This is a genomic window from Rhodococcus sp. H-CA8f, assembly GCF_002501585.1.
In the GTDB taxonomy this organism is placed as follows: domain Bacteria; phylum Actinomycetota; class Actinomycetes; order Mycobacteriales; family Mycobacteriaceae; genus Rhodococcus_F; species Rhodococcus_F erythropolis.
On record NZ_CP023720.1, the window covers coordinates 1 to 26,220 of the forward strand.

Here is a 26,220-nt window from a genome sequence, read left to right on the forward strand (position 1 = left end):
CCAGCGATTATCTGATTCGGCTCGGATCGTGACCGTCTCTCAATTACATGGGTGTCATTCATCCCCATTGTGGATAACTCCTGTGGACAACCTAGGAAGTTATCCACATGCTCGAGGATGAATTTCATCCACAGCCTCGTGACAACGCCACCGAGGTCGTCTCGTGGGCCACTCCGCTGGGTGTTGTCTACGCGATGTTCGGCGGCGGAATTGCCCTCGCGATCGCCTCGATAATCGCGCCCACGGAGCCTGCCGGACGCTTCCTGCTCGCCCTCGCGGTGATCGGGCTGTTCGTGATGGGCGGCCTCGCCCTGCGTCAGCGCCCCCGCCTGGCGGTGATCGACAACGCAGGAACCAAGTCGATCGCGGTGCAGCGATTGCGCGCCCGCCACACGTTCACCCGCGAACAGATCGACCGCGTGCGTCTCGTCCGCTACCCGCGTCTGGGTCGACGCGTGCCGATGCTCGAGATCGACATCGTCGACCGGCCCACCGACACGGACAAGCTGTTGATCTTCGGACGCTGGGATCTCGGTACGACGCCGGAGGACGTCCTGGACGTGCTTACCGTCCACGGTTTGGTACCGCCCGAGAAGTAAGCCGGGTTACATGGCCAGTGCCGCGAGGTCCGGCTGCACGATGTCGAGTGCCTGCTGCGGCACCGCGACGGCGTCGCTCGACCATCCCCAGATCGAGTACAGCTCGCGGCCGGGGTCGGTGTACCCGTCGCGGCCGTGAAGCACCCGGTAGTTGTCGATGCAGATCATCTCGCCGGCTTCGGCACGGAACATCGGCCCGCTGTCGCGCACGTGAATCACGGCCTCACTCCACTGCTTCACCAGCGGCCACTGCGCTTCTTCCGATTCACCGGCGATCGGCGCGAGGTACGGGTGATAGCGAACCTGGTTGCGTCCACTCGGCACCGTCCGGCCGATCGGCGCAAATGTGTTCTGCGAGAAGTTCGGTTCCGAATGGTCGATGTCTGTGCTCCAACAGAATTCGGCCAGCTCCGCTGTTGCGGGATCGAAGGCGAGCAATCGCGTCAGTTTGACCGCGTCGATGAGAAACGAGTCGCCGCCACTCGGGTACGCCGGGCGCTTGCACCACAGAAACAGGTAATCGGGAGCGTAATCGCCGAAAGCAAAACCGTCGTTGTGGGCAGTCATCCGCTCGCCGGAGATACCGAACGAGCGCTTGCGGCCGCGTTCGTCCACCGGTTGGGTGTCGACGACAGCGGCTTCGGCATCCTGACTTCTGGCGCTCGCCTCGAACTGGCGGCCGACGCGAATGCACTTCTCACCGAGCAACTTCGACGCGAAAGCAATGGCATCTTCCTCGGTGTGCAGCCCACCGAAGACCGCGGCGCCGTCCAGAGCGATTGCCGCCCGGACGGCCTCGAACGTGTCCACGCGCCGCGGAACAACACTTGCCAGCGTCAAATCGGAAGAGAACATTCATCACTCCATACGTCGAGTTCGCCAAACGGTTCAACTCGAGCGTAGGAACTCGTCATTTCGACGGCGTAACTCCGGAAACCGATTCGGTTACGGAGCCAGCCTTAAGATCACCCGGCATTTCAAATCACCTTGCCCGGGTTCATGATTCCGTGAGGGTCGAGTGCGCCCTTGATTGCATGATGCATCGCGACGACGGCCGGTGACAGTTCCTGTGCCAGGCCACCCATCTTCAGTAGGCCGACGCCGTGTTCACCGGTGACGGTTCCGCCCAACTCGAGGGCGTTGTCGATGATCTCGGAAAAAGCTGCCTGAGCACGCCTCCGCGCCGCTTCGTCGTCGTGTGGCGTGATCAGCAGCGGATGCAGGTTGCCGTCACCCGCGTGCGCGATGTTCGCGATGTGCGTGTCGTGACGGGCCGAAATGGCCTCGATCCGTGCCAACATCTCCGGGACCGCTGCCTTGGGGACACAGATGTCCTCGGTGAGCACCGGGCCGAGCCGCTCGAGGGCGGGGTACGCCAGACGCCGGGCGGAGAACAGGGCGTCGGCTTCCTCCTGGTCGGTGGATCTGGCACTCCAGGTTGCCCCGGAACGGTTGAAACAGGCCAACATTCGCTCGGCTTCGGCGTCGCCGATCTCACCAGGTGTGTCGATGCGGCCGAGCAGGACCACCTCGGCGTCGGCCGAGAGGCCCATGTTCTTCCAGGCGTCGACGGCAAGCAGGCACTGTCGATCGATCAACTCGAGGGCCGACGGTGTGAGACCGTCCGCGGCGACGGCTTCGACTGCCTTGCCCGCAGCAACGATGGAGTCGAAGTATCCGACGATGGTGCGCTCGGGATCGCGCTGAGGACGAAGCTTGACCGTCACCTCGGTGATCACCCCGAGAGTGCCTTCGGAGCCGACCATGAGCGCCGAGAGATCAAACCCAGCCACTCCCTTGGCAGTTCGACGCCCGAGCCGAACCAGCTCACCGGTTCCGGTAACCACCTGCATGCCCAGCACGTAGTCCTTGGTGACGCCGTACTTGACGCAACACAGGCCCCCGGCATTGGTCGCGACGTTGCCACCGATCGTCGACCAGGGTGCGCTCGCCGGATCGGGTGGATACCAGAGGCCGTGCTCGGCGCACGCGTCGCGGAGGTGATCGTTGACCACTCCGGGTTCGACCACGGCCAAACGCTCGAGGGTGTTGATCTCCTTGATGGCGTTCATCGCGTCGAAGGCGATCACGACGCCGCCGGCGACTGCGTTGGCTCCACCCGACAGACCGGTGCCTGCGCCGCGCGTGACGACGGGCGCACCGTGGGCGATGCACGCCTGCACAACTGTCTGTACCTGCTCGGCTGTGCGCGGACGGACCACGGCGACGGGCATCTCGTAGGGAGCCCACTCGGCGTCGTCGTGGATGTAGCTCGCCATGATGTCGGGGTCGGTGATCAGTCGATCCGCATCGATCTGCGAGCCGAGCGCCTCGAGGAGTGTCATGCCTCCACGATAGTGACGGCGGCTACACCACCCCATGTAGATTTACTCCGAGAAACCGGAAACCGTATGGACATTCTCTCCATACTCATCGTTGGCCTGACAAGTTGGCCTGACAAGGGAGTGCGGATGCACGAGAACTGGCTACAGCTTCTCCTGGCCGAGGCATCCACCGAGGAACTGATCGAACACCGCGATCAGTTGGCCGCCGGGTCAGGCCCCGAGGTCGCAGCCGAGATCGAGCGAGAAGCCCGATCCGCACTCCAACTGCGTAGTCTCCTGGCTCAGCGCCGACAACGCGCCACCGAGCTGGGCGCACTCAACGACATCGCGTCGCTGCTGACCACGATGCACGATCATCACGCCCTTCTGCAGGAGATCGTGGATCAGGCCAAACGGCTACTCGGCGTAGACCTTTCGTACCTTGCTCTCATTCACGACGACATCTTGATCATCGAAGTCACGAGCGGGGCGTATACGTCGCAACTGCTCGGCCTGACGGTTCCGTTCCGAGAAGGCCTCATCGGTCGCGTGGTCGAGAACTCCTCTCCTGCTTGGTCTCCCGATTACCGCAACGATCCCTCGTTTGCACACATCGGGCCCGCCGACGACGCAGCACGAGCCGAGAACATGCGCGGCCTGTTGGCCGTTCCGCTGACTTTGAACGGCAAGATCCTGGGTGCCCTCTGCGCGTGCAAGCGCCAGGAGCGTCGATTCGGCAACGAGGAAGTTGCGTTGCTGTCCGCCCTCGCAGCTCATGCCTCGGTAGCCATCGAGAATGCCCGCTCTCTCGAACGCTATCGCGCGACGGTTGCAGAAGTGAATGCAGCGAACACCGAACTTGCCGAGCGCACAGCACTTCTCGAACAGACACTGACCTGGGACCGCTCGCTCACACAAGTTGTCCTGCGCGGCGGCGGTGTTCGCGAACTCGTGGAAGAAACCTCCGCGTCGACGGGTTCACCGGTGTTTTTCGTGACCGGAACGTCGGAGATCCCACCGGGACTGCAACGGGTGAGCGAGAGCGTGCATCGGGTCTTCGACATCTTTGCCGCTGACCGACGCGAGCAGGAGGTGACGCTCATCGTCGGTGAGCAGTTCCTGTTCGCCACCGAAGTACGCAGTGCCGGTGACCAACTCGGAGTTCTGTTCCTCCTCTCGCGTCATGAACCCACCGCCGCCATGAGGTTGGCACTCGAAAGGTCAGCCCCGGCCATTGCGCTTGCCCTGGTAGGCGAACGGGCGGCCAGGGAAGCCACTCGCCGAGCACGCGACGCATTTCTGGTCGATCTGATCACCAGGCCAGCGCCGACGCCGGCCGAAGTCACCGGTCAGTTCCGCCTTGCTGGACTCAACCCCGACCGCTCCTACACGGTCGTGGTGGCCCGCCCGGCCGACGCCGTAGACCGTACACGCCGCAGTATCGAGGAAATTGCATTCCCCTCGGGAACTGTTGTTGCCGAACATGGTTCACGGGTCATCGCTTTGATTCCGGGAATGTCACCGGCAGAGGTCGCGGCGGCGTGGGTGCAGCCGGCGGAGAACCCGACAGTGGGAATCGCCGATCCTGCGGTGGGAGCGGAAGGTCTGGCGCGAGCCTATGTCGAGGCACAACACACCGTCGACGTCCTCGAGACTCTCGGGCGGGCCTCCCACGTGGAACCGGCAAGTTCCCTCGGCATTTACCGAATTCTCCTCAGCCGCACCGGCCGCGAAGAACTCGAAGCGCTGACGCTGCGGTCCCTCGGTCCTCTCCTCGAGGAGGAGCAACGACGCGGCGTTCCGCTCTTGGACACCCTCGCGTCGTACCTGTCACACAATTGCAAGCATTCTGCGACCGCCGCCGCGCTCGCGATTCACGCCAACACTCTGTATCAACGCCTCGAATCGATCGACCGGTTGATCGGCACCCAGTGGCGTCAGCCGGACCAGGCGCTCGATCTTGCGCTCCTGATCCGGCTGCGTGCCAGTGCGGGGAAACTCGGTCAGATCTGAGCGGGCTTGCTCGATCGCTTGGCCAGTGCCACCACAAGAACTGCGGCACAGAGCATCACGGCGCCCACCACCCACAGGCCTGCCTTGGCATTTCCGGTCACATCGGTGAGCCAGCCGGTGATGTACGGAGCACCGAAGCCCGACGCATTGCCGATCGAGTTGATCATGGCGATACCCGCGGCCGCGCTGGCACCCGTCAGGAACGTGGTGGGCAGGTACCAGAAGACGGGGAGCGCACAGAGGACACCGACAGCGGTGAGCGAGACCGCGATCATGACGGTGAACGGCGAATCCAGATACAGCGCAATCGGAATGGATACCGCACCCAGGAGCGTCGGGGCAGCAACGTGCCACATTCGTTCACCGGTCTTGTCGGAATGGCGGCTCCACAGCACCATCGCGACAGCGCCGATCGCGTAGGGGACGGCCACGATCAGGCCGGTCTCGACGAGCGAGAAATCGGTGTTGAACGTCTGCTTGAATCCTGCGACGATGCTGGGCAGGAAGAAGCTCAAAGCGTAAAGGCCGTACGTGATTCCGAAGTAGACCAGACCGAAACCGATGACGCGGGGATCGCGCAGGGTCTTGCCGGCGGACTGGTGACCGGCGTCGCCGAGTTCTTTCTCCTCGTCGGCCATGGACTTCATCAGCCAGGTGCGCTCCTCGAGGGTCAACCACTTCGCGTCGGCGGGACGGTCGGTGAGGTAGAACCAGACGACAAACGCCAAGATCACGGCGGGCAGACCCTCGATCAGGTACATCACGCGCCATCCGGCCAACCCGAACAGGCCGTCGCCGTACTGGATGATGGCAGCCGAGAGCGGGGCACCGAGCGCCGACGAGAGCGGAAGTGTCAGCAGGAACAAGCCCATCAGGCGTACGCGGTACTTCTTCGGGAACCAGAAGGTCAGGTAGAGAAGAACTCCGGGGAAGAAGCCTGCCTCGGCGATGCCCAGCAGAATGCGGAGGAAATAGAGGCTGCCCACGTTGGGCACGAATGCCAGCGCAGCGGCGAGGATTCCCCAGGTGAGCATGATCCGCGCGATCCACAGCCGGGCGCCGAAGCGGTGCAGGGCCAGGTTGCTCGGCACCTCGAACAGCAGATAGCCGACGAAGAAGAGACCGGATGCGAGCCCGAACATCGTCTCGGTCATCCCGAGGTCGGCGCTCATGGTGAGCTTCGCGAAGGCGATGTTCGTACGATCCAGATAGTTCACGAAATAGAGCAGGATCAGGAAGGGAATCAGCCGGCGCGCTACCTTCTTCACCACGCGAGATTCGATCTCGCTCGGCGCAACCCCACCGTCAGTGGTGGTGCTATCGGTGGAGGTCATGGCAGGGGTACTCCTCGGAAAAGGTCAGCGTTGCTATCTACGAAGTGACTCAAGCCACAGTAGAAGTACCGATGTCCTCAACCTATGTGGACAATCTCTACAGAAGCCGTCCCTGCATGTGCATTTACTCCCAACGATCCGGTAAATGACCCTCGGCAGCCTGACAAACGTCCCTGAACAGTCGAAGGCGACAAACCCGCCTGAGCTGGGGATTTAGAGCGACGAACACCGAGTCACTGGTTAGTGTTGTCGGCGAAACAGCCAGAGCAAGTGCGGATGCACCGCGTGACTTGAAGGACAGAACATGACGAAGATGGTTCGGACCACGATGACCCGCCGGTCCTCCACCGCAGTCGCTGCCACCATCGCTGCGGTCGCACTATTCGCCTCCGCCTGCGGCAGCGACTCCGACAAGACCGACTCCGACAAGAGCGCTGCCGGCGCCTCGTCCGCTACATCCTCGGCCACCGTCGGCGGGAAGACGCTAGACGCCAAATTCGAGACGAAGTGCGCAAAGGACGGCGGCACGACAGTTATGACACTGCTCGACGCGGAAAATGCCACCTACGGCATGTTGACCGTCACAGCCATCATCGATGAATCCGGCACGGTTCAGACTGCTGGAATCGCCGGAAGCGAGGGTGGATCGAACGGTCTGCCGTACACCGCCGGATTCGCACCGGGACTGCCTGGCGGATCTGCCAGTGCCAAGCAGGACGGCAATACCTTCGTGGTGACGGGCGAGGGAATCGGCGCCCGGGACAAGGGCAACCCGACGGAGACGTCGAGCTTCGAGATCACGTTCGCCTGCGAGTCCATCATCGGCGGCTGATCCAACGGCTGGGCCCTAGGATTCTTGCTAGCTGATTCCCAGCTGTTCGCGCAGTTGGACGACGCGGAGCACGATGACTCCGATTGTCACCACAGTGACGGCACCAAAAGCGATCCAGCCGATCCGCACCGCCTTCACGCGGTTCTCACCGGCGCCCAACCACTGTGGGGCGTACAGGAAGGCAGCGGCCGTTGCGGCACCTGCCACCAGACCTCCCGCGTGACCCCAGAACGAGATCCCGGGCAGCGAAATGCTGATGATCACATTGATCGCGATCACCGAGATGATCGGGACCGGGCTTCGACGCAAACGCAGTAGAAGGACGGCCTGTGCGCCCATGATGCCGAAGATTGCACCCGACGCTCCAGCGGTCCAGGACAGGGCCGTGAGCGAGGAGAACACCGGCTGGAACGCCATCACCGAGGCGGAACCGCCGAGGAGCGAAACCAGGTAGATGCCGATGTACCGGGAGCGGCCCATCACGATTTCGGTGTCGCGCCCCAGGATGTAGAGGGCGTACATGTTGACCGCGAGGTGCAAGATGCCGAAGTGCAAGAACCCGGAGCCGATGAGCCGGAACCAGTCACCGCTGGCGACCAGACCTGGATTGAGTGCCCAGTTCGCGAAGATCGACGAACCGACCTGATTGTTCATGATGCTTCGCGACTGCGCGAAGGTGGCGAGGAACGCCAGGACGTTGAGCCCCATCAAGATGTACGTCACGACCGGGACCGCGCGGGTGGGGCTCACGGTGTTTCCGGCGACGCCCCGAACGGGGCGGACATCGCGTTGGCCGGCAGCTACACAGTCAACACATTGGTATCCCACCGCCGCCTCGCGGAGGCAGTCCGGGCACGCCGGACGTCCACAACGATTGCAGGAAAGTGCGGTGGGTCGATCTGGATGGCGGACGCACCGCGGTTGGGGCGGGATGCCCTCACTCGCACCGCCGCCCCAACCGGGGTTCGTCATCTGCTTGTTTTACCTGTTCAGGAGATGGTGATGCTGTTGATCACGACGGGCTCGACCGGACGATCGCCACGATCGACGGCGGTGGAGGAGATAGCGTCGACAACCTTCTTGGAATCGTCGTCGAGAACCTCACCGAAGATGGTGTGGCGACGGTTCAGGTGCGGCGTCGGGCCGGTGGTGATGAAGAACTGCGAGCCGTTGGTTCCCGGGCCTGCGTTGGCCATGGCCAGCAGGTAGGAGCGGTCGAACTGCAGTTCCGGGTGGAACTCGTCACCGAACTTGTAGCCCGGGCCGCCGGTGCCGGTTCCGGTGGGGTCGCCACCCTGGATCATGAAGCCGTCGATGACGCGGTGGAAGATGGCACCGTCGTAGAACGGGCCGGTCTTGGTGCCGGCGGCGTTTGCGGTGGTGTACTCCTTCGAGCCGTCGGCGAGGCCGACGAAGTTCTCGACGGTCTTCGGCGCATGGTTGCCGAACAGAGCGATCTTGATGTCGCCGCGGTTCGTGTGCAGCGTTGCGGTTGCGGTCTGATGAGTTGAAGTCACACCACCATCGTGCCATTGCCGGCGTTCTCGCGGATGTCGCCCCGCAAAACTCTCCCTGTCCCCGCCTCACTGTTATGGCACAGTGAAGTCATGACACGAGTGACCGAGTCCCTCAGCACGCAGTTGCCCGACACCTTCGATCACGCGCGCGCCCGCGTCGAGGACACCTTCGACGAGACTGCCGCCTACCTCGAAGAGACAGCGGCTCGTATCAAGGAGTCCGAGGCAGCCGACAACGCTCGCCGCATCGCCGCGGTGGTCGCGACGTCGGTCGCTCGCGGTGCCGGGCAGGTCGGGTTGTTCCTGGGTCGTCAGGGCAAGGTCCTCGCCAAGAAGGGCGTCGAGCGCGCAAAGGCTATCCCCACGAAGTCCGCGGAACGCACCGAGAAGCCTCGCGGCCGCAAGCGCGTCGCCGTGTTCGTCATCGCCGGTGTTGCGGTGATCGGTGGCGCGGTGTTCTTCAAGAGCCGCCGACGCGAGCATCCGCCGGTCGCTTCCGCACCCCCTCGGCTCGAAGAGAACTCGGCCGAGAAGACCGCTTAGTCGACACACGAAAAGCCCCGGAACAGATTGTGTTCCGGGGCTTTTCGATGTTCACGTTCAGCAGTTGGACGGTGCCGGGACGTTGTTGAAGCGATCGATCATGTACCCGACGGATTCGGGTGTACCCACCAGGTACGGCGTCGCATGATTGATTGCCATGCCCGGAATGATCGGGGGCAGTTCGTTGACGGAGAACTGCACCGTCGCGCCCTTGCCGCACCAGTCACGGGCCAGTTGCTGTCCCTGACCGAACGGAACGATGTCATCGGAGCGGCCATGCTGAATGAGCACGGGCGACTCCGGCGTCAGCTTGCCGATCTTCTGCTCGTCGAGGATCGCCTGCGCCATGGGTAGACGCGCCAGAACTGCGGAGAGTGATTCACCGGAATTGGTGAAGCTCGACGACTGCTGGAAGCCGAACTGCAATCCACTTTCGGCGACGCACTGGTTCTTGGTGGCGGCCAACATCTGTCGGCCGCGATCGTTGATCTCGGCGTCGAGCAGCGGCTGAACCTCGGGGTACTGCGCAAGGATCCCGTTGAGCGCGTAGCCGATCACTCCGGTGAGGAACGTGCCGTCGACCTGCTGCAGCGTCGCCGCCAGATCGGCGGGCGGAGCGCCTGCATACGTGCCCTTGAGATCAAGCTCGGGAGCATACGACGGCTTCAATTCCGTTGCGGCAGCGGCAGCTCCACCACCTTGCGAGTAACCCCACAGTCCGACGGGGCCGTCGGCGGGAATGCCCGTGTTCGGGAGCTGCTGAGCGGCACGCACCGAGTCCAGAACCGCATGCGCTTCGGCTTCGCGGTTGACGTAGGTGTGATCGCCAGGAGTTCCGAGGCCTTCGTAATCGGTGACTACGACGGCGATGCCGTTGAGCAGCAACGTGTTCACCCAGATGGACTCGTAGCCGACCATGACGTCCGTCGGGAACTGGTACTCGATACCGGTGTTGAACAGTTTGGACGGAGCGCATTGATCGCCCTGCCCATGCGTTCCTACCGCTGCGGCAACCAGTGGACGCGCCCCCTGCCCGGTCCACGGGTTCGACGGTTCGAGGTAGGTCCCCGTCACGGCAACGGGAGCACCCTTGGCGTCCTCGCTTCGGTACATGATCTTGGTGGCGGTTGCCGGCCACGCACCGTTCGATCCGGGCACGCTCAGCAGCAGTGGTGACGGCTCACTCTTGATGAGATCTCCGTTGGCACCTGCCGGAAGCTCCGACGGCGGCGTGTAGAAATCCGCCGGGTCCGCCATTGCGGCAGGGGCCGTCACAGCACCCATGACCAGTGCCGCGACGGAAACCCCGGCCGCCCACCATGCTCTGCTCTTCACGTTTCGATCTCCCCACGCTCGCCTGCGCTGTGGCTTGGCACACAGCGAACGCAGAGTAACACATACCTCACGTAACACTTTTTCGTGAGGTTTTCGCCTTAACAGGCTGACTTACAACCGTTTACGACTACTTCGTGGGCTCCAGATTGGAGGTCAGCAGCGAACGAAGCTTGTCGGTATCAGCCGAGGTCCACGCCTCGGGGTGCAGGATCTTGGCCCACATGTCCGCTGCATCCTCGCCGTAATTGTGACCGTGCCCGGACGGGACGTCAGCCGAGAAGACCATGTCGAGGGTTACCTGCCAGAAGGTCACGAGAGGTACCCACGTCATTCCCGGATCCACGTCGCGACCCAGCGGTTCCTTGAGCCAATCCGGCTTGTTGAGCAGCAGGTCGAAGGACCACCATGTGATCGGGTCGCTGGCGTGCTGCCAGTACACGATGCGATCGTCGTCCCAGTCGGACTTCAGCTCCAGATCTTCCGGATCGCCGGCAAACCGAATTGCCTGGCCACCATCGATCACCGGCAGGATCTCCGGTGAGCCCGAGTCGCGGCTGTCCGTGATTTCCTGCCACTGAGCAGTGAAGTTGGGGGTTCCGACCCACAGCGCGCCGTCGACGCGCGTCATCATGTCCTGAGCGCCGGCAAATGCGGCCTGGCCACCGTAGGAGCCGAGGCTCTCACCGAAGACAACCAGTTCGGGTCGCGTCTCCACGGGCAGGTCGATCCACTTGGCGTACACCGCGTTGAACAGTGCGCGACCCGCAATCATCGGCGTCTCACGATCGGCGATGAAGGCCAACGGACTCGGAAGGAACGAGTACTGCATCGACGCGATCGCCGTGTCCCCGCCCTCGACGTACTCGAACGCCGACGCGACGTCCTCGTTCACCCAACCGCGGCCGGTGGTCGTGACAACTGCGAGGGTTCCGCGGTCGAATCCGCCGGTGCGCTCCAACTCGTCGACGACCCGCTGTGCGACACCGTTGATCGAGTCCGAGGATTCACGTCCGGCGTACACCCGGATCGGTTGCTTCGCTTCACGTCCGGTCAATGCGGTGATCTCGGCCGCGGTGGGACCGCTGCCCATGAAGGTGCGCCCCTCCTGGCCGAGCGAATCCCAGGCTTCGGCGGACATCGGTGAACCACTGCGCTCAGCGATCAAGGGTTGTTCGATGCCGTCCGGTGTTTCGTGATCCGCACCGGAGAAACTCCAGTTCGCGAAGGCAATCAACCCGTTGTACAGCGCACCGTTCACGATGAAGATGCCGAGGGCGAAGATGACGATCAAGCTGCCGACCTTCGCCGCTTCGAGGGGAACGAACCGAAGTGCGACGGCGGTGAGCTTGTTGGTGGTGAAACGAAGACCACGGCCCGCCTCGAGCAGGATGAACCAGATTCCGAGCGAAATGAGCAGCACCAGAAGGTAATTCGCCTGATTGGTGCGAGGAGCTTCGACAAGGTCACGCACGATCTGCTGCCACCACGAACCGAGGACCAAGAACGTCGGAACCAGAATGACGGCCGCGACCAACAGGATTCGCCAGCCGATCTTCTTGGTGCGATCCGACCACTGCGGTTCGACGCCGCACTTGCGGATCATCCAGGCAACCGTCACGCCGACGCCGTATCCCATCGCGAGCGAGATGCCCGTCGCAACGCCTTGCAAGTACCACGCGCGCGGCAACAGGGAAGGACTCATCGACCAGGTGAAGAAGACCAGAGCAAAGGCAAGCCCGACCGGGTGCAGCGTCTTGCAGTAGAGGCGCAGCCGTTCCCACACACGTTTCATGCCGGAATCGTATGCGCCCCGTGCCCGAATCAGGTCACGAAGCGCACACGCGTCCAGTCTGTTTACGGGGCGAAGCGCAAAATCGCGGCAACTGCGCCGCCGCCCGGAATGTCCTCGGCGCGAACAGCGAGGACCCGAGCACCCGTCAGGAGCGCACGACGAGCGATCTCGTCGACGACCCCGTATGTACTTCCGTTGGTCGACTCACCGGTCGTGAGAGCGCCCGTCTGGGGATCGAGACTTCCAGGTACGACGGAATCGATGTCGATGAAAACGGTGTCGACCTGTCCGTACGTCGCGGCCGTTGCCACGTCGGCGACGTCGGTTTGAGTACGTCCCTGTTCGGTGCGCACATTGAAGGTGTCCCGTACCGCCGCCAACTGCTCGGCGTGGAAATCGTCGAGCGCCGGTCGCGAACCGTCCGCCACCTCCTGCGTCGACAAGGCTTCCGGATTTCCCTCGACGGTTTTGTCGACCAGGTGGCGGTACGAATTCACGGAGCGATACACCGACGCGATGGGTTCCGCGGCAGCCAGGATCAAGGGGACGTCGCGGCCGGCGAGGACACCACGGACCTCGTGATCGACTGCGCGGGCGTACTGATTGACGCGCAACTTTCGGCTGTCCGAACCCGAGAGCCGACCGGCCTCGGTGCGACTGTTGATCGACGACTTGCCAGCGTGATCGGCAGCGTTCTTCGGCATTCCCTGAACACGAACCTCGTCGGCCGGCTGATCGGCGGCGATCTCGATCAATCGCACCGAACCTTCGGCGAGAGCGAGAACAAACGCCGTCTGGGGGAAGGTCACCGAACGGAGCAGTGGCTTGAGATGAAACCGATCGCTGACCGTTTCGAGCGCCTGCAGACGGTTGGGGAGGCGGAAGGTCACCAGACGCTCCGGCGTCGCGTACGTGACCAATGAGCGCGACTGGAAGCGCCAGAAATCGTCGTCGTCGTCGAGCTCTGCGTATTCGGCCTCGAACAGCTTGCGCTCGGCCGGATCCTCCACCGATGCGAGTGCCGAGCGGACCTGGTCCTTGAAGGCGATGCGCGCTTTGTCATGATCCTGCGGCGCATCTTCAGTCGGAGTCACGATGGTGATGCAGGTGGGCCCTTCCACCTCCGCGAGTGCGGCAATTTCACCGTGGCTGGGAATGTCGTTGTGAAGCACTACGAACCTCCTGAAATTGGGTTCTCCTCACGCTACGCCCGGCTGGTTATGACCACTAGACTTTCCGGAGAATTCGGGACGAACGGTCCATAGTGGGCGCTGTTCTGGCCACCCCACTCCGAGCGAACGGCATGTTCATCGCCTTCAGTGCGCCGAAAGTACCGTTCGCTCAAAAGGGGAGGGCCACGAGTCGGGCACCGGCCGGCCGGACATCGGCATACAAAAACACCCTCCCGGATCCCGGGAGGGTGTTTTCTTACTGTGGAGCCTAGGAGATTCGAACTCCTGACATCTGCCTTGCAAAGGCAGCGCTCTACCAACTGAGCTAAGGCCCCGTTCGGTTTTCTGACCGGAGTCAGAGTACCTAGGTTCTATCCTGTTTCCAAATCGTGCCAAACCTTGTCTCCGCGCTGACTTTTGATCAGCTTGGTGACCCCGAGAGCTACCAGAATTCCGGCCCCGACAAGCAGGAAAACCTTCATTCCAGCAACCCTTCTTCGGCACATGGGAGTGGGCCTAGGAGGACTTGAACCTCCGACCTCTTCATTATCAGTAAAGCGCTCTAACCACCTGAGCTATAGGCCCCTGAACCGATTCCAAAGATTACCCCACCGGGCCGCTGACACCAAAACGGGCCCGGCGGAGCAATGTTTTCGCAGGTCAGTCGCGGTCGGCGAGAGTTACCTCGACGCCACCAACCAGGTCGCTGCAGAGGTTGTAGATGAACGATCCGATCGTGACGAGTGCCGTGAAAAGCACCATGTTCGCGATACCGATCAGCGCGGCGTAGCCGAACACCTGGCCGGCCGTCACCAGACCGTCGGAGCCGCCGTCGGCAACGATGTCGGTGAACGCGTTGTTCAGGCGATCCCAGACGCCCATGCCGTCGAGAACGACGTAGAGCAGTCCGACGGCCACCATCCACACGAAGAACAGCGATACCGAGATCACGGACGTGATCTTGAGCGTGGACCACGGGTCGATACGACGGATCTGGACCGTTGCGCGCAGTGGCGCACCGTCCACGACCGAGGCCGATACGGCGTGAGTTTTCTCACCCTTCACCGCAGCAGGCAACGGATGCTTGGCCTCGGAGAGGTCAGGCATGTCCTTCGGCAGATCCTTGCGATCGATGTGCCGAGTCGGCCCGTCGATCGCGGCGGCTTTTGCTTTCGGATTAGCGACGGTGGGATTGGCGACCGTGGCATTTGCAGCCTTGGGATTTGCGCCCGAGGGTGCAACAGCCTTGGCTGCCGCTGCGCCGGCGACGCCACCGGTAGCTGCGGCAGCCGCCGTGCCCGTCACGACAGGTCGCGCCGACGGGTTGCCGGCAGGACGACCTGTCTGTGCACCGGCAGCGGGGCGACCCGCCTGCGGCTGCCCCTTCGGCGCACCACCCTGCGCGGGGTTTTTGGCCGGACCACCCTGTGCCGGACCACCCTGTGCCGGGCCGGCCGCAGCAGGACGCTGCGGACCCGCAGGCGGCTTACCCCCAGCAGGAGCTGCCTGTCGACCTGCAGGAGCACCAGCGCCGGCCGGGCGCGTGATGTTGGTCTGCGGCTGACTTTGCGGAGCCTGATTCTGCGGTGCCGGAGCCTTGCCCGGGTTCTGAACAGCGGGGTTCTGAGCACTCGGGTTCTGAGCAGGAGCCTTCGGCGCCTGAGATGTCTGCCCCTGAGGCTGGCCTGACGGCTGGGGTCCCCGCTGCCACGGCGGTGCCTGGCTGCCACGAGCCTGATTGGCGACCGGTTGCGGCGGAGCCTGACCATCACCCTTCGCCGGGGTTACCGGCGCAGCCGGAGCCACAGAAGGAACGGAAGGAGCCTGACCCTTGGCCGCACCCGCGGCGTCGGGAGCCGCAGCCGCCGGTTTCTGGGCCGAATCCGACGGGCCGCGAGGCGGCTCCGGTGCCTTGGGCGCCGGAGCTGCCTCGGAAGCTTTGGGTCCGCCGTCCGCTGGAGCTGCAGGTTTCGAGGTCTGCGGCCCCGCCGGAGCAGTTGCCTGCTCCGGCTTCGGTGGCGTCGAACCTGAAGTGCTTTCACTCTTCTGGTCACTGCCCGGCTGGTTGGGAGTGCTCACTAGGACTCCTTAGCTCCATCGGCATTGTCTGCGTTGTCGGTGGTCTCTGCAGCGAGCTCTTCGGGCTCGTCGGCGTTGCGCGCAATCGCGAGCAGTGTGTCGCCTTCGCCGAGGTTCATCAGACGCACGCCCTTGGTCTGGCGTCCCGCCTTACGAACCTGCTTGGCAGCCGTCCTGATGACGCCGCCGCCCGAGGTGATCGCGTACAGCTCGTCGTCGTCGTCGACGATGAGCGCACCGACCAGAGTGCCACGTTTCTTGTCGTACTGAATCGTGAGCACGCCCTTGCCGCCGCGACCCTGCACCGGGTAATCCTCCATGCCGGTTCGCTTGGAGTATCCGCCCGACGTGGCGACCAGGAGGAACGTTCCTTCACGAACGACGTTGAGCGAGAGCAGCTCGTCGTCCCCGTTGAAACGCATGCCCTGGACACCGGACGTGGCGCGGCCCATCGGACGCAGTGCCTCGTCGGTGGCCGAGAAGCGGATCGACTGGCCCTGTGCCGAGACCAGGAGCAGGTCGTCGTCGGCGGAGCAGAGAACAGCGCCGACCAGTTCGTCTTCACCGCGCAGGTTGATGGCGACGATGCCACCGCTGCGGTTGGAGTCGAAGTCGGTGAGCTTGGACTTCTTGACCAGACCGTTGCGTGTGGCGAGCACCAGGTATGGCGCGTCTTCGTACGTCTTGATCTGGATGACGGACTGGATGCGCTCGTCCGGCTGGAAGGCCAGGAGGTTGGCAACGTGCTGACCGCGAGCGGTACGGCTCGCCTCGGGCAGCTCGTAAGCCTTCGCGCGGTAGACGCGGCCCTTCGTGGTGAAGAACAGCAGCCAGTCGTGCGTCGAGGTGACGAAGAAGTGCGAGACGATGTCGTCCTGCTTGAGGCCGGCACCCTGAACACCCTTGCCGCCGCGCTTCTGCGATCGGTAGAGATCAGTCTTGGTGCGCTTGGCGTAACCGGTCTCGGTGATCGTGACGACGACGTCTTCACGGGCGATCAGATCCTCGTCGTTGACGTCTCCGTCGGCGGCGATGATGCGGGTACGACGGTCGTCGCCGTACTTGTCGACGATTTCCTTGAGCTCGTCACGAACGATCGCGCGCTGACGCTCCGGGCGAGCCAGAATGTCTTCGAGGTCCGCGATTTCGAGTTCGATCTCGGCCAACTCGTCGACGATCTTCTGACGCTCGAGGGCGGCCAGACGACGCAGCTGCATGCCGAGGATGGCGTCGGCCTGGATCTCGTCGACGTCGAGGAGTTCCATCAATCCGGCGCGAGCGATGTCGACGGTCTGCGACGCACGGATCAAGGCGATGACCTCGTCCAGAGCGTCGAGGGCCTTGACCAGACCGCGCAGGATGTGGGCGCGCTCCTGTGCCTTGCGAAGCAGGTACCTGGTACGACGAACGATGACCTCGAGCTGATGCGTCGTGTACAGACGGATCATCTGGTCGAGGCGCAGCGTGCGCGGCACTCCGTCGACGATGGAGAGCATGTTGCAGCCGAAGCTGGTCTGCAGCTGGGTGTGCTTGTAGAGGTTGTTCAGCACGACCTTGGCAACGGCGTCACGCTTGACGGTGACGACGATGCGCATGCCGACGCGGTCCGAGGACTCGTCGTGGATGTCGGAGATGCCACCGATCTTGGCGTCACGAACCTGCTCCGCGATGGAAGTGATCAGGTTGTCCGGGTTGACCTGGTAGGGCAGCTCGGTGATGACGATCGTGGTGCGGCCCTTGGCATCTTCTTCGATCTCGACGACGCCGCGCATACGAACTGAGCCACGGCCGGTGGTGTAGGCATCCTGGATGCCCTGTCCACCGACGATGAGCCCGTGCGTCGGGAAGTCGGGTCCCTTGATGCGCTCCATGACGGCCGCGAGGGTGGCTTCCTCGTCCGCCTCGAAGTTCTCGAGCGCCCAGTAGATCGCCTCGGCAACTTCACGCAGGTTGTGCGGCGGAATGTTGGTGGCCATACCGACGGCGATGCCGTTGGAACCGTTGATCAGAAGGTTCGGGATACGGCTGGGCAGAACCGTCGGTTCCTGCGTCTTGCCGTCGTAGTTCGGGGTGAAATCGACTGTCTCGTGGTCGATTTCGCGCAGCATTTCCATCGCGAGCGGCGTGAGCCTGCACTCGGTGTAACGCATGGCGGCTGCGCCGTCGTTGCCGCGGGATCCGAAGTTTCCCTGACCGTCGACGAGCGGGTAACGCAGCGACCACGGCTGGGCCATACGGACCAACGTGTCGTAGATCGAGGAGTCGCCGTGGGGGTGGTAGTTACCCATGGTCTCGGCGACCGGTCGGGCAGACTTCACGTATCCGCGGTCTGGGCGATATCCGTTGTCGTACATCGCGTAGAGCACGCGGCGGTGCACCGGCTTGAGTCCGTCGCGGACATCCGGCAGAGCGCGACCGACGATGACGCTCATGGCGTAGTCGATGTAGCTGTTCTGCATTTCCTGCTGGATGTCGACCGGTTCGATCCGGTCGTGTTGCGGACCGTCCGGTGGCAACGTGGTGTCGGTCATGAGCTCACTTTCTTAAAAGAGGGGGCAAGCCCCTGTGCGCGGAAAAGGAGTCCGGGGACTCCGCAACCGCTCACAGGGCCGCAGGCCTACACGTCGAGGAAACGAACGTCCCGGGCATTGCGGGTGATGAAGCTGCGTCGTGCTTCGACGTCTTCGCCCATCAGCACGCTGAACAGCTCGTCGGCAGCAGCCGCGTCGTCGAGCGTGACGAGACGCAGAACGCGCACCGTCGGGTCCATCGTGGTTTCCCACAGCTCCTTGGCGTTCATCTCGCCGAGGCCTTTGTAGCGCTGGATGCCGTCGTCCTTGTTGATCTTCTTGCCGGACTCGAGGCCTGCCTTGACCATCGCGTCGCGCTCGCGGTCGGAGTACGCGAATTCCGGCTGCGCACCCTTCTGCCACTTGAGCTTGTACAGCGGCGGCTGCGCGAGGTAGACCTTGCCGTGCTCGACGAGCGGCCGCATGAAGCGGAACAGCAGCGTGAGCAGCAGCGTTGCGATGTGCTGACCGTCGACGTCGGCGTCGGCCATGAGCACGATCTTGTGATAGCGCAGCTTGGCGATGTCGAACTCGTCGTGGATGCCCGTGCCGAACGCGGTGATGATCGACTGGACTTCGGTGTTCTTGAGGACGCGATCGATACGCGCCTTCTCGACGTTGATGATCTTTCCGCGAAGCGGGAGGATCGCCTGGTACATCGAGTCTCGGCCGGACTTGGCCGAGCCGCCTGCGGAGTCGCCCTCCACGATGTAGATCTCGGACTTCTCCGGATCGTTGGAGCGGCAATCGGCGAGCTTGCCTGGCAGGCCACCGAGGTCGGTCGCACTCTTGCGACGGACCAGCTCACGCGCCTTACGTGCGGCGACGCGGGCCTGCGCCGACGAAACAGCCTTGTTCACAATGGTTTTCGCGTCGGCGGGGTTCGCCTCGAACCAGTGCGCGAGGTGCTCGTTGCACGCCTTCTGTACGAAGGACTTGACCTCGGTGTTGCCGAGCTTGGTCTTGGTCTGACCCTCGAACTGGGGTTCACCGACCTTCACCGAGATGATGGCCGCAAGTCCTTCACGGATGTCGTCACCGGTGAGCTTGGGATCCTTGTCCTTGAGCAGCTTCTTTTCGAGCGCGTACTTGTTGACCGTTGCGGTCAGTGCGGCGCGGAAGCCCTCTTCGTGGGTACCACCCTCGTGGGTGTTGATCGTGTTGGCGAAGGTGTGCACGGACTCCGAGTAGCCGGAGTTCCACTGCATTGCGACCTCGAGCTCGTGGCCGGTGCCCTTGGCGGTGAATCCCACGACCGAGTTGTGGATCGGGGTCTTGCTCTTGTTGATGTGCCGGACGTAGTCCTCGAGTCCACCGGGGTAGTGGTAGATACGGGTCTTGGACTTACGCGGCGCTGCCTGAGCAGCTTCTTCGGCTTCTTCGGCAGCAGACTTGGGAGCCTCGGCTACCTCGGCGGCTTCGTCGTCGATGACCTCGGCGCGCTCGTCGGTCAGCGTGATGGTCAGGCCCTTGTTGAGGAAGGCCATTTCCTGCAGACGACGCGCAACGGTCTCGAAGTTGTAGCGGGTGGTCTCGAAGATCTCGGGATCAGCCCAGAAACTGACGGTGGTGCCGGTCTCCTTCGTCGGGTCGCCCTGTACGAGCTCTCCCGGCTTGGAATCGGTGTACGTCTGCTGCCACCGGTAGCCGTCGACCTTGATGTCGACGTCGAGCCGGGTGGAGAGCGCGTTGACCACCGAGATACCGACGCCGTGCAGACCACCGGAGACGGCGTAGGAGTCGGAGTCGAACTTGCCGCCGGCGTGCAGCTGGGTCAGCACGACCTCGACGGTGGGAACTCCGGAGGCGTGCATGCCGACCGGGATGCCACGGCCGTCGTCGATGACGCGGATTCCGCCGTCTTCGAGGAGGGTGACCTCGACCTTGGTGGCGTGTCCGGCCATCGCCTCGTCGACCGAGTTGTCGACGACCTCCCAAATGAGGTGGTGCAAGCCGCGTTCACCGGTGGAACCGATGTACATGCCTGGACGCTTACGTACCGCCTCGAGTCCTTCGAGGACGGTGATGGACGACGCGTTGTAGTCCTTGCTGGAAGTGCTTGTATCTGACTTCTGGGCAGCCACGGGTGGGTAGCTCTCCTTCTCCGTCAATACTCGAGCGCAGCCGTCAGCAAGCCCTTGCGGGTGTCGTCGGAGCGGGTTCGAGAATGTTGCCGCTAGTTACCGTTGACCATCTTACTGGTAAGCACCGACTAGAAGCGGCCAATGACACCCCTGGCTGCGCCGCAGACGAATTTTTACGATCCCCGGAAGGTGAAACGCTAGGAACTTTGCTTCTCCGAGCGACGCTCTCTCAGGCTCGCGATAAATGCCCGCGCATGTTCGGCAACCTCGCCCGGATGTGAAAACGGCGACCAGTGTCCCGCGGCAATTTCACGTCGCTGCAGGTCGGAGACCCATTTTTCGGTGTCCTCGTATCCCACCGGACGAACGGCTTTGTCGTACTTGTTCAGAATGAGCTGAACAGGCACGTCCGTGTACCGATCCCGCGGCTTGCCGAGAGACGGCCGGATGTTCGCGCGATAAAGCTTGAGTCCGTTCACCATGTCGTCGGCGATGGTGGGCGCGGTGTTGACCACACGGGGGTCCAGACCGTCGAAGAAGCCCAGAAATGCCGGCCAATGCTTGGAGAACCACAGACGCAACGGGAGGGTGCACAGCCCGGGAATCTGGAACAGAACGGTGTAGGCCGACGCAATTCCCTGCGCCGCTGGGCCGAGGAAACGACGCTTGGACACGCTCGCCCGGATCCACTTGCCGAGATGATCGAGATTGGGGCCCGAGATGGACGAGAACGACGCTATCTTCTCTTCGGCACCCGGCTCGCAGACCGCTTCCCACGTTTCCACGGATCCCCAGTCATGTGCCAGGACGTGCACCGGCTTGCCCGGGCTGACCGCGTCGATGACGGCAAAAAGATCGCCGGCCAGTGCGCTCAGTTGGTAGTCCTGCACCCTCGAGGGGATCGTGCTCTCACCGGCCCCGCGGCTGTCGTAGCTGACGACGCGGAAGTCGTCTGCCAGCAAAGGCACGATGCGGTTCCACAATTCATGGGTGTCGGGCCAACCATGCACCAGGACGATGGTCTCGCCGTCTGCCTTGCCCTGCTCGAACACTGCCAGGCTGACGGAACCGTTGGTCACGCGACGCGCGGTCACGGCGTGGACAGGAGAGTGCTTCGACATTGTCGAACCCTTCGGAGTCGGGAATATCTAGAGATCGAGAACGAGACGTCCACCGTCGGAACGGGATACGCAGATGAGCATCTCCGTTTCCTGTTCGGTGTCGGTCAGACGCCTTTCGCGGTGATCGGGCTTGCCCGCGAGCACCTTCACACGACAGGTTCCGCAGAAACCCTGCTGACACGAGTACCCGACACCGGGCAATGTCTTCTTGATGACGTCGAGCGCGGACTCGTCGGCGGGCACGGTGAGCACCTGACCCGAATTGACCAGCTGCACTTCGAATTCCTTGCCGTCGATCACCGGCGGAGCCCCGAACCGCTCGAAATGCAAAGCGGTGGAGGGTGTATCGCGGAATCCGCGGCGGACGGCGTCGAGCATCGGCGTCGGGCCGCAGCAGTACACGGCACCGCCGGCCGGCGCTCGTCCGAGAAGGTCTGCGGTGGTGGGTAATCCGAACTCGTCGTCCGGGCGCACGAAGACACGCTCGGGTTCCCAGCTCGCGATCTCGTCGAGGAACGGCATGGATTCACGAGAGCGGCCCGAGTACACGAAGTACCAATCCATTCCCAATTCTCTTGCCGCACGGACCATTGCGATGATCGGCGTGATACCGATGCCGCCGGCAACAAACAGTGCACTGCCTTCACCCACAAAGGGAAATCCGTTGCGAGGGCCGCGTACCGTGACGTGCTCACCCGGCTGGAGAGCGTGCATCTCGATGGAACCGCCACCGCCGTCGGGGATCCGACGAACCGCGACGCTGTATCCCGTGCGATCGGCAGGGTCGCCGCACAGCGAATACTGACGCCGCAGACCCGAAGGTAGATGGAAGTCCAGGTGCGAACCCGGATGCCACGGCGGAATCGGTGAACCGTCGGCGGATTCGAAGCGCAGGCGAACGACGTTCTCGTCGGTCGCCACCACCTCACGCGTACTGACCACCATGTTCATGGCCGTGTCGGGGTTGTGGCCAGCGATCTCGGGGTTGTAGTCGTAGGCCGTCAACACCCGAAGGTACTTGTCCGCCAATAACTCCGTGATGCGCATGGCACGGTCGGGACGGTTCTTTCCGGACAAATCGGGTGGCGCCGGAAAACGCGGCAACCCGTCGTGCCCGGAGATGACGTCCTTGACCCTCGAGAGTGAAATCACCGTGCAGCCGCCTGAGCTGCGGGTGACGACGCCAGGTACTGCACCGCCTGGGCGGTCGAGCCCTCGTTACTGGGGTGATAGGACTTGCTGAAGTACGTCGACATCCGCTTGACCAGCTCGAACGACGTGGGAACTGTGCCACGCTTTCCGGCCGCGATGAAATCGGACAGGTGGGGCCGTCGACGGCTGGGAGCCTGAGCGGCAAGCTCGGGATCGTTGCGCATCAAGAACCGGGTTCCACGAATCCACAGCCACACGATTGCGGGCGTGACGAGGATCTGGGTACGGATCCGGCGGGTCTCACGCTTGTCGAAGTAGCGCATCACGTCGTACGCGACGGCGCGGTGTTCGACTTCTTCTGCGCCGTGCCAGCGAAGAAGATCAAGCATGGTCGGGTGCATGCCGGCTTTGTCGAGCCCCTTGGCGTTGAGCACCCAGTCGCCGAGGAAAGCAGTGATGTGTTCGATGGCCGCGATGATCGCCAAGCGCTCCACCAGGTGATTCTCGGCGCGCAGACCTGTCATCGGGCGCGGTCCGAGCAGTTTCGAGAATGCCCACTCCATCTGCTGGGTGTACGGCGTCGGATCGAGGCCGTTTTCCTTGAGATGGACGAGGACACCCGAGTGCGCGTTGGAGTGCATCGCCTCTTGGCCGATGAATCCGACGACGTCTTCACGGAGTTTCTCGTCCTCGATCAGAGGAAGAGCTTCCTTGAAAGTCTCGACAAACCATTCCTCACCGGCGGGGAGGAGAAGGTGAAGCACGTTGAGAACGTGTGTGCTGAACGGATCGCCCGGAATCCAGTGCATGGGCAGATCGGACCAGTCGAACTCGACATTGCGAGCCTGCAACAGGATGTGATCCGGCTCGGCGAACGACGAAGCGGGTGTCGATATCTTCTGCGACATCTAGCTACTCCTTCATGCCTGCCGATCGGTAGGGAACGACAGCCTTGTGACACAGTTCACTCACTAGCGAGTTTTAACTGTAACACGAAGTAATAGGTAGAACCAGGTCCTGGTTGAGTTTTCCTCAGCCGTACGTATCGCGAGGTCCGCGGCCTTTCACATGCCTTTCACCCTTGCGCCAGCTAGGCGCACTCGGACCGGTGATGCGCAGTGTCTTCACGACGCCGTCACCGACGGCAGCAGCGATCTTGGCCAGAATCTGGGACTGCATCATGCGCAACTGGGTAGCCCACGCCGTCGACTCGGCGGAGATGCTGAGAACACCTTCTTTCAGAGAGATCGGCTCGGCGTGCGCGGAGATGTCTTCACCGACGACCTGCGGCCACCGACCGAGGACCGTGCCCTCGGACACCTTGGGGGACCACCCACGCGATTTGGAGATAGCGCTGGTGAGAGCGCCGAACCGCTGAGGGTCCCGCGCATCCGGGCCGGGGCCGGACCAACCGCTGCGTCGACGCGGGCGGCCACTTCCGTATTTGGGCGACGAGCGCCCCTGCCCGACGGCCTTGCCGTTGGCTTTGGCTGTCGCGCGTGCCTCCTCGAGGGCACGGCGCGCCAGATCGATCCCCTTGAGCTCGGGCTCCGGGGCCGCGCTGCTGTCTTCAGTCATCGAACTCGACCTCCTGATCCGTCGAGCCTACGGGCACTATCCGGGATATCCGACCGTCTCCGGTATCGGAGGCTTCGACGCCGAACTTGGCCGCCTCGAGTTCGTCCGGTACGTCCTCGGGAACGGCGGCCGTGATCAGCACCTGTTCTGCGGTAGCCGCAACGGTGGCGAGCGCACGACGCCGACGACGGTCCAATTCCGCGAATACGTCGTCGAGCATCAGGACCGGGTCGCTGCCGTCCGCACGCAACAGGGCAAAACCTGCCAGTCTCAGCGAAAGCGCGAACGACCACGATTCACCATGACTGGCAAAACCTTTCGCCGGACTGTCGCCGAGAACCAGCTCCAGGTCGTCCCGATGCGGACCGACCAGACACACTCCGCGATCGATTTCCTTCGACCTCATCTGTGCCAACTCGAGATGGAATCTCTCCTCGAGGTATGCAACGTCGTCGATACCGGAAATCCTTGCAGGATCGGTGAATTCGGGATCCAACGACGAACCCAGGCTGCTCTTGTATCGAATCGACGCCGGCCGGGATTCGGGTGCGATGGAACGATACGACTCCGCCAGGTGGGGTGCCAGATCATGGACCAACTCGAGGCGCCCGGCCAACAATTGTGCGCCGTGAGCGGCCAGATGCCCGTCCCACACCTCGAGGGTGGAGAGGACGTTGTCGGACTCGCCACCACGAGAACCGCGACGCAAAGCCGCACCAGCAGTTTTGAGTAGGGCTGAGCGCTGACGCAGCACTTTGTCGTAATCCGCACGGACGGCAGCCATTCGGGGAATCCGCGACGTCAACAACTCGTCGAGATAGCGTCGACGATCGCCAGGATCTCCGCGAACCAACGACAGGTCTTCCGGCGCGAACATCACCGACTGCAGAATTCCCAGTACTTCCCGCGGACGACGCGTCGGCGACTGATTTATCCTGGCGCGGTTGGACTTTCCCTCGATCAGTTCGACGTCGATGGTCAGTTCGCGCCCATTGTTGACCACAGTTGCACCCGCAAAAGCACTGGCGGAACCGCTGCGGATCATCGGTGCATCCGTGGACACTCGATGAGAGGACAGCGTGGACAGATACCCCAGTGACTCGAGGACGTTGGTTTTACCGTGCCCGTTGGAACCGAGGAAGACAGTTGTTCCCGGCGTGAGGTCCAGCGTCAGCGAATCCCAGGATCGGAAGTCCCGCAGCGAAAATCTACGAACGAACACTTAGCTTCCAGAAGCCGAATTCTTGGGCGAAGCGCTCTTGACCGCGTGACCACCGAACTGATTACGCAAGGCCGACACCGCCTTCATGGCCGGTGAATCATCCTGTCGTGAAGCAAATCTCGCGAACAGAGCAGCGGAGATGACGGGAGCAGGGACAGCGTGCTTGATAGCTTCCTCTACCGTCCAGCGGCCCTCACCGGAATCCTCGGTATAGCCCGTGATCTGCGCAAGCTCCGGATCCTCCTCGAGAGCGTCGACAAGCAGATCGAGCAACCACGAACGTACGACGGTCCCCTTCGACCAGGCTCGAAGCACACCGGGAACGTCCGCGATCAGGCTTTCCGCCTCGAGGAGCTCGTACCCCTCGGCATACGCCTGCATCAGGCCGTATTCGATGCCGTTGTGCACCATCTTCGCGTAATGACCAGCACCGACGGGGCCGGCGTGGACAAAACCGTCTGCAGCGTCGCCGTCGGGGCGAAGGGCGTCGAAGATCGGCATTGCCTTCGCCACGTCGGGCTCGGATCCGCCCACCATCAGGCCGTATCCGTTCTCACGGCCCCAGATGCCACCGGAGACACCGCAGTCGAGGAAACCGATCCCATGGGCGCCCAGAAGCTCGGCATGGACAGCATCGTCGGTGTAACGCGAGTTCCCACCGTCGATGACCAGATCGCCACCCTCGAGGGCATCCGCCAGCTCGGCAATGGTGCTCTGGGTGATTTCACCGGCCGGAACCATCACCCAGACGACTCGAGGTCCCTCGAGGGAAGCAGCGAGTTCGGCAAGTGACCCGACATCGGTGACTTCCGGTCGAGGGTCGTATCCGATCACCTCGAGGCCATGCGCGCGTAAGCGCTCACGCATGTTGAAACCCATCTTGCCGAGACCTACGAGTCCGATCTTCATACTGTTCTCCCTGGTCAGGCGCGAACTGAAGTGCGGGGTACCAC

At 62.9% G+C, this 26,220-nt stretch carries 21 protein-coding genes and 2 tRNA genes; 4 read left to right on the forward strand and 19 right to left on the reverse strand.

What is annotated here, in order from left to right:
* The first annotated feature begins 107 nt into the window (after nt 1–107).
* Entirely contained in the window at nt 108–599 is a 492-nt protein-coding gene (locus CPI83_RS00005) for a PH domain-containing protein (protein ID WP_097386583.1), read from the forward strand.
* Between the two features lie 6 nt (nt 600–605).
* Here CPI83_RS00005 and CPI83_RS00010 read toward each other — a convergent pair whose 3' ends face one another.
* Together CPI83_RS00010 and CPI83_RS00015 are read right to left on the reverse strand one after the other, a co-directional pair.
* Nucleotides 606–1,454, reverse strand: coding sequence for a TauD/TfdA family dioxygenase (locus CPI83_RS00010; RefSeq protein ID WP_097386584.1), 849 nt, complete (start codon nt 1,452–1,454; stop codon nt 606–608).
* A gap of 122 nt (nt 1,455–1,576) precedes the next feature.
* Entirely contained in the window at nt 1,577–2,944 is a 1,368-nt protein-coding gene (locus CPI83_RS00015) for an FAD-linked oxidase C-terminal domain-containing protein (RefSeq protein ID WP_041814395.1), read from the reverse strand.
* 126 nt (nt 2,945–3,070) lie between these two features.
* On the opposite strand from CPI83_RS00015, the gene CPI83_RS00020 reads away from it, so the two are divergent.
* On the forward strand, nt 3,071–4,936 hold the full coding sequence (locus CPI83_RS00020) for a GAF domain-containing protein (RefSeq protein ID WP_097388097.1): 1,866 nt from the start codon (nt 3,071–3,073) through the stop codon (nt 4,934–4,936).
* Here the strand turns inward: CPI83_RS00020 and CPI83_RS00025 are convergent.
* A complete protein-coding gene (locus CPI83_RS00025; RefSeq protein WP_029256822.1) occupies nt 4,927–6,270 on the reverse strand; it encodes an MFS transporter in 1,344 nt (447 codons plus the stop codon). The genes CPI83_RS00020 and CPI83_RS00025 overlap by 10 nt on opposite strands.
* Before the next feature lie 304 nt (nt 6,271–6,574).
* Here CPI83_RS00025 and CPI83_RS00030 point away from each other — a divergent pair, with 304 nt between their 5' ends.
* Complete coding sequence (locus tag CPI83_RS00030) at nt 6,575–7,102, forward strand: lipoprotein LpqH (protein WP_042950201.1); 528 nt, start codon at nt 6,575–6,577, stop codon at nt 7,100–7,102.
* Between the two features lie 27 nt (nt 7,103–7,129).
* On the opposite strand, the gene CPI83_RS00035 is transcribed toward CPI83_RS00030, so the two are convergent.
* Entirely contained in the window at nt 7,130–8,074 is a 945-nt protein-coding gene (locus CPI83_RS00035) for a rhomboid family intramembrane serine protease (RefSeq protein ID WP_117435000.1), read from the reverse strand.
* A gap of 17 nt (nt 8,075–8,091) precedes the next feature.
* Complete coding sequence (locus tag CPI83_RS00040) at nt 8,092–8,619, reverse strand: peptidylprolyl isomerase (RefSeq protein ID WP_007729190.1); 528 nt, start codon at nt 8,617–8,619, stop codon at nt 8,092–8,094.
* A gap of 90 nt (nt 8,620–8,709) precedes the next feature.
* Between CPI83_RS00040 and CPI83_RS00045 the strand changes: the two genes are divergently transcribed.
* Nucleotides 8,710–9,162: a hypothetical protein gene (locus CPI83_RS00045; RefSeq protein WP_019746221.1), complete on the forward strand. Its 453-nt coding sequence runs from the start codon at nt 8,710–8,712 to the stop codon at nt 9,160–9,162.
* 57 nt (nt 9,163–9,219) lie between these two features.
* Here CPI83_RS00045 and CPI83_RS00050 read toward each other — a convergent pair whose 3' ends face one another.
* The 14 genes from CPI83_RS00050 to gnd form a co-directional block, all read right to left on the reverse strand.
* Complete coding sequence (locus CPI83_RS00050) at nt 9,220–10,497, reverse strand: lipase family protein (protein ID WP_019746220.1); 1,278 nt, start codon at nt 10,495–10,497, stop codon at nt 9,220–9,222.
* A 127-nt stretch (nt 10,498–10,624) separates the two neighbouring features.
* Complete coding sequence (locus CPI83_RS00055; protein ID WP_019746219.1) at nt 10,625–12,289, reverse strand: alpha/beta-hydrolase family protein; 1,665 nt, start codon at nt 12,287–12,289, stop codon at nt 10,625–10,627.
* A 62-nt stretch (nt 12,290–12,351) separates the two neighbouring features.
* Complete coding sequence (locus CPI83_RS00060) at nt 12,352–13,461, reverse strand: hypothetical protein (protein ID WP_003942559.1); 1,110 nt, start codon at nt 13,459–13,461, stop codon at nt 12,352–12,354.
* 262 nt (nt 13,462–13,723) lie between these two features.
* A tRNA-Ala gene (locus CPI83_RS00065) sits at nt 13,724–13,796 on the reverse strand.
* A 176-nt stretch (nt 13,797–13,972) separates the two neighbouring features.
* Nucleotides 13,973–14,046: transfer RNA gene (locus CPI83_RS00070), tRNA-Ile, on the reverse strand.
* A 75-nt stretch (nt 14,047–14,121) separates the two neighbouring features.
* The gene (locus tag CPI83_RS00075) at nt 14,122–15,540 is read right to left on the reverse strand and encodes a DUF3566 domain-containing protein (protein ID WP_097386586.1); all 1,419 of its coding nucleotides are present in this window, start codon (nt 15,538–15,540) and stop codon (nt 14,122–14,124) included.
* Nucleotides 15,540–18,071, reverse strand: a complete 2,532-nt coding sequence (gyrA, locus tag CPI83_RS00080; protein WP_019746215.1) for a DNA gyrase subunit A — start codon at nt 18,069–18,071, stop codon at nt 15,540–15,542. Before gyrA ends, CPI83_RS00075 begins: the two co-directional genes overlap by 1 nt.
* 86 nt (nt 18,072–18,157) lie before the next feature.
* Nucleotides 18,158–20,194 carry a DNA topoisomerase (ATP-hydrolyzing) subunit B gene (gyrB, locus tag CPI83_RS00085; protein WP_003942515.1) on the reverse strand — a complete coding sequence of 679 codons (2,037 nt, stop codon included), beginning with the start codon at nt 20,192–20,194 and terminating at the stop codon, nt 18,158–18,160.
* A 197-nt stretch (nt 20,195–20,391) separates the two neighbouring features.
* Complete coding sequence (locus tag CPI83_RS00090; RefSeq protein WP_003942581.1) at nt 20,392–21,315, reverse strand: alpha/beta fold hydrolase; 924 nt, start codon at nt 21,313–21,315, stop codon at nt 20,392–20,394.
* A 27-nt stretch (nt 21,316–21,342) separates the two neighbouring features.
* Nucleotides 21,343–22,464 (reverse strand): PDR/VanB family oxidoreductase, encoded by a 1,122-nt coding sequence (locus CPI83_RS00095; protein WP_097388098.1) that lies wholly within the window; start codon nt 22,462–22,464, stop codon nt 21,343–21,345.
* Nucleotides 22,464–23,375, reverse strand: coding sequence for a metal-dependent hydrolase (locus tag CPI83_RS00100; RefSeq protein WP_007729174.1), 912 nt, complete (start codon nt 23,373–23,375; stop codon nt 22,464–22,466). Before CPI83_RS00100 ends, CPI83_RS00095 begins: the two co-directional genes overlap by 1 nt.
* Nucleotides 23,376–23,499: 124 nt before the next feature.
* Complete coding sequence (locus tag CPI83_RS00105; RefSeq protein WP_097386587.1) at nt 23,500–24,045, reverse strand: DUF721 family protein; 546 nt, start codon at nt 24,043–24,045, stop codon at nt 23,500–23,502.
* Nucleotides 24,038–25,267 carry a DNA replication/repair protein RecF gene (recF, locus tag CPI83_RS00110; protein WP_020905610.1) on the reverse strand — a complete coding sequence of 410 codons (1,230 nt, stop codon included), beginning with the start codon at nt 25,265–25,267 and terminating at the stop codon, nt 24,038–24,040. Before recF ends, CPI83_RS00105 begins: the two co-directional genes overlap by 8 nt.
* Nucleotides 25,268–26,176 carry a phosphogluconate dehydrogenase (NAD(+)-dependent, decarboxylating) gene (gnd, locus tag CPI83_RS00115; protein ID WP_097386588.1) on the reverse strand — a complete coding sequence of 303 codons (909 nt, stop codon included), beginning with the start codon at nt 26,174–26,176 and terminating at the stop codon, nt 25,268–25,270. It abuts the gene before it with no gap.
* Nucleotides 26,177–26,220: the final 44 nt, after the last annotated feature.